Source organism: Ruminococcus sp. N15.MGS-57 (assembly GCF_000980385.1).
GTDB lineage: Bacteria > Bacillota > Clostridia > Oscillospirales > Ruminococcaceae > Hominimerdicola > Hominimerdicola aceti.
The window spans coordinates 1-4298 of record NZ_LARF01000073.1 but is presented as its reverse complement, the minus strand read 5'-3'; the positions used below and the strand labels follow the sequence as shown (position 1 = coordinate 4298).

General features: G+C 35.0%; 5 protein-coding genes. 1 reads left to right on the top strand and 4 read right to left on the bottom strand.

Features of this window, described 5'->3' with window-relative positions; translation table 11 throughout:
* Together WS40_RS10180 and WS40_RS10175 are read right to left on the bottom strand one after the other, a co-directional pair.
* Nucleotides 1-424: hypothetical protein (locus WS40_RS10180; RefSeq protein WP_046442078.1), on the bottom strand; the 424-nt coding region annotated here is incomplete at its 3' end.
* Between the two features lie 70 nt (nt 425-494).
* Entirely contained in the window at nt 495-911 is a 417-nt protein-coding gene (locus WS40_RS10175) for a hypothetical protein (RefSeq protein WP_046442077.1), read from the bottom strand.
* A 509-nt stretch (nt 912-1420) separates the two neighbouring features.
* Between WS40_RS10175 and WS40_RS10170 the strand changes: the two genes are divergently transcribed.
* Complete coding sequence (locus WS40_RS10170) at nt 1421-1630, top strand: DUF7675 family protein (RefSeq protein ID WP_117865383.1); 210 nt, start codon at nt 1421-1423, stop codon at nt 1628-1630.
* Nucleotides 1631-1735: 105 nt separating this feature from the next.
* On the opposite strand, the gene WS40_RS11675 is transcribed toward WS40_RS10170, so the two are convergent.
* Both WS40_RS11675 and WS40_RS10160 read right to left on the bottom strand, forming a co-directional pair.
* The gene (locus tag WS40_RS11675) at nt 1736-2569 is read right to left on the bottom strand and encodes a hypothetical protein (RefSeq protein ID WP_022286819.1); all 834 of its coding nucleotides are present in this window, start codon (nt 2567-2569) and stop codon (nt 1736-1738) included.
* Between the two features lie 328 nt (nt 2570-2897).
* Nucleotides 2898-3791: a hypothetical protein gene (locus WS40_RS10160; RefSeq protein ID WP_046442073.1), complete on the bottom strand. Its 894-nt coding sequence runs from the start codon at nt 3789-3791 to the stop codon at nt 2898-2900.
* Between the last annotated feature and the right edge of the window lie 507 nt (nt 3792-4298).

Sequence of the window (4298 nt, the reverse complement as noted above, 5' to 3'; positions counted from 1 at the left end):
CCTCGCTTTTTGAAAATGGGTGATTGTAGTATATACCTCTCACAGAGTTTATTTTCTCCGCAAGGGTCAGTTCGTCATCATCGTCATCAAAATACTCGTCGCTTTCATATTCCTTGATAAGTGCGTCTATGGAGTCAAACATCAATCTACAGTCACGTCTTTCATTCAAAGTCACGCCGTCAGCGGAATCAAGGGCTATCGCCATGTTTACCATTTTGTTGTGAAATGTACTTTTTGTGCCAAGATATTCGCTTATTTCCTCCACCTTGCGCATTTGCGTCTGACTTGTGGGATTGTCCACATCTGTATTATTTTTCAGATACCCCAGAATCGCAAACAGCGACTCTATGATATCCTTATTGCTCTTTCTATGCCCCTCTTTCAGGTTTTCAAGCTTATCTTTTATATTTTCCTTTTCTGCCATAGTTCGCCCTCCTATAACAATTATCTCTATAATTATATTGTATCACAGGGAATATATCCCTGTCAATCAGCTATGCCACACGAATTATAGTATTTGAAATTATCTTGAAAAAAATATCTCCTTTCTCGCTTGTTTCAGGGGTGATACTGTTATAAACAAAGGCTGAAACACAGCCGTCTATGCCGTCGCCTTTCATATCCAGGCACTCACGCTCTGCTTTCCAATCGTTTTTGTTAGGATAAACGCCTCCGCACATACACAATCTGTCATACTTTCTGCCGTCCGTCCTGTTGTATGCGTCTACTCTCCACTTTCTTGCGTCAGCGTCACAGTACATAGAATAATCATCATATATCACCGTCTTTTTGCCCTCCTCGATCATGATGACCTGTGTACCCTTTCTTTGCTCGTCAAATGGTGGAATGTTATCTGACAATGCCATTCTCTCAATGACCTCTGTGTTAAAAATCTTTGTGTTCTTTTTCATAGCCTTACCTCCGTATCAACTCTGTCTTGACCTTATGTGCTTATTATAGCACCTTTAAGGTTCTGTTTACTGTTCCAAAATGGTCTGTGGTGTGTTTTTTTGATTTTATTCCCTTTTCAAGCTTCTGTATATATTATAGCACCCACTTAGTACAGTTTACTGAACCAATTCGGCACAATTATGATATATTCTTTTTTTCTTATATTTTTTTTGCGAGATACTTGACAGTGTATTTCTCATACAATAAACTTTTTTGCACCTTGTTTTTGCTACAGAAAAATGATATAATAAAAGCAACAAAAAAATCGACAAGAAGAGGGGATCAGTTATGATGATAATAAGAGACATTGTTGCAGGATAGAAAAAAATAGTTTGCCAAAATTAATATGGCATTTGAATTTTTGAAGCCACGTATTTCAGTGTTGATAATCGAGACTTGATAATTCAGCTTGAGATTGAATGTACTGAAATTGCAAGAGAATGTGATTTATGAAAAGAGGTCGAGCGCAGTGCCAAACATATGGTACAAAAACAAAGAAACCGATACTATTTGGTGGAAAGATGACCCTACAGTTATCGGAGTGTGGATATTCAGCTTTGACAAAACCACTGAATTTAATATGTTCCATGATTATCCTTATAAATTAACAAAAGAGCAGAAACAGATTTTTGATAAAGAAAATCCCGAATGGGCGGATTTCTTTAAGGATAGAAAATAGCAGATACAAGGTATTCATTTTGTAATTAGATAAATCTCTGATGTACAATATAATAAAAACCCACAGACCCGATCACATTGATCGCATCTGTGGGCTTTTGAAATTTTACCACACATCGTATATCTTAGCTTTTTCCTCATTGAAATCATCAGGAAGCGTTCCGATATCCCAGCCGGAGTTGGTAGTTTCTATGTAAAGATAATGGCTTCCATTATAATCATAGTATGTACCGGGGGCATCGTCTGTTGCCTTTACTCCTATTGCAACGTGTTCAGGAAGCTCAATAAAAATGCAGCCATAGCCAAGCTCTTTGAGCAAAGCACCCAAAAGTATGGACGAGTCCTCACAATCACCGCACTGGTCATAAAGCGTTTCCAGAGGATATTTTGGAAAATCAGTATATCCCGTTGAGGTCATGTCGTCAACATACTCTATGCTCTGCACGAAATTTGCAGTTTCTCTTATAGTCTCAGATTCGCCATAACCGCATTGGTCGCAAAGGCTTTTTATTTCATCTGCAAGCTGTTTTACGAGCTTATGATTATTGTCGTCACTTACATAGTTATGATAATCTTTCACATATGAGTATCTCAAAAGACTATGATAATATTCATACATATCGTCCTGAATATTCATTGATATTTCAAAGGTATATCGTTTGTCATAGCTCGTCCAGTTAAAAGTCCTTTTCGACCATGTGGGGTCTGCAGGCTGAACATAGTCAGGCTTTCGGTCGTCACGAGGCTCATAACCGTCCTCATCAGTGACTATGGGTGTTTGCTGAGTAACTGCGGTAGTGGTCTGCTGTGTTGTTGTGGTGTATGTATCGTATGTATTCAATCCCGGTCTTTTCTCTGGATACAGAAATTCATCAATTGTATTGCTAAATGCAAAATATACGCCCACTGCCACACAAATAGTAATAAGTATTTTCTTCATATATTCGTCCTGTTTTTAGTTGGTTTACGGCTTTTGTCATATATACATTATACTACAAGATGGTATAAAATACAATACTATTAGATATACTTTACGAATTTGTTCTTATTTTTGCTATAGTTTGATATTTTGCGAAATAGTTGAAATTTGTGGGGTGGTGAATTTCATTCTCACCTTTCGTGAATTTCTGTTATATTCATAGCATCTGATCTAGCGGAACATTTTTTGTGACAATGAAGATATTAATTCCAACACTTTTCAAGAAAGTTAGTTTAACATCGGTGCTACATTATATTTTATGTAAATAGTTGCATCTTATATTATTTGATCATCTTTTTTCATACTCACTAATATCCTCATCAAAAACAAGATAAGCCGAACACTCATTGTTCTTTATCATATCATTTATGTTTTTCAAAGCTTCAGCGTTTTTGGTTCTTTCTTTTTTAGAAAAATTCTGCTGGAGCTTTATTATATCTTCTATATCCTCACAAGATAAAAGCTTAGGCTCATTTCTTCTGTCCAGCATACCGTATGTACACTTTGTTTTTGATATCTTATTTACCTTTTGTTTTATAAGCTTCATTTCAGGATCACTTGTCCAAGCAATAGAGTGCTTATGATCATATTGATGATTTATTTCACAGCCACAGTGGTCACATTTTAAGTTTTTATCCACATACAGCGTAAGCCGTTCACCGCCAAAAAGAAGAACATTCTTTGATTCTTTTATTGTGCTTATACATTTAAGACACATTTTAAATGCTATACTGCCGGTCAAAACACCATAAGCTAAAATAAAATAAATTCGTTCTGCTTTTAATGCAACAAATAAGATACCTAATATTGAACATATGACTAAAATGCTCTTGTGTATCCTATCAAAGTCTGGTCTTTCGACAAGTTCCATTTTTACAGACGTTACCCTTGCTCTTATCCTGCTGCCAGGGTGTGTCATTTTATAATCATACATTCTATATATATCAAAAGTATGCCAAGAGCGTTGTTCCTCAAAATATATTCGGATATCGTCTATCTCTTGGTTACTTAAAGTTATCTCGGTGGTTTCGCCCTCTTTTATACCAATATCTCTCCGCAGTAACTCAGGAACGATCTTTACAGGTGTTTGTTCAATACTTACTCTTTCCCATCCAATATCTTTTCCACATTCACTGCATCTTATCGGTTCTTCTGCCCACATTGTTAAACAATAATTGTTCATTCAAAAACCCCTTTCTTTATATAATGTTTACTTCATTACATTTTGACATTTATTTGCCAAATATATTGTATCACACATCAAAATGATCTGTCAAATTTAAAAGCGAACAAATTCGGACAGTTGCACTTTTGTATAATACACATCCTATAAAGCATACAGATTTCTGGAATATAAAAAAAGAGAATTAATTAAAAAGACACAAAAAAAGTGATATTTGAAGATAGCCAAGAATTTTTGCAAAAGCTTTTTGACATAGCAACAAAAGAAAGCATATATATTTCCCAGAAAAAGATACAAGCAGCACCACGACAGATCACAATAACACTGTTTATAATTATAAATAAAATTGTATTACTTGATATATTTGTTCAACTTATAAGATAAAAAAATAAATGACATATTATATATTCAAAATAAAGAAGATATATCGTTTTAAATGCAAATAATAGTTGTTTACTTCCTGTATCCCGTTCGCCCCAAAAAAGCAATAGCTCAAGAAGTTTTAAA

Bases quoted from the DNA above. Each gene is read 5' to 3' on its own strand.
- WS40_RS10175 (WP_046442077.1), bottom strand. From the start codon at position 911: ATGAAAAAGAACACAAAGATTTTTAACACAGAGGTCATTGAGAGAATG.
- WS40_RS11675 (WP_022286819.1), bottom strand. From the start codon at position 2,569: ATGAAGAAAATACTTATTACTATTTGTGTGGCAGTGGGCGTATATTTT.
- WS40_RS10160 (WP_046442073.1), bottom strand. From the start codon at position 3,791: ATGAACAATTATTGTTTAACAATGTGGGCAGAAGAACCGATAAGATGC.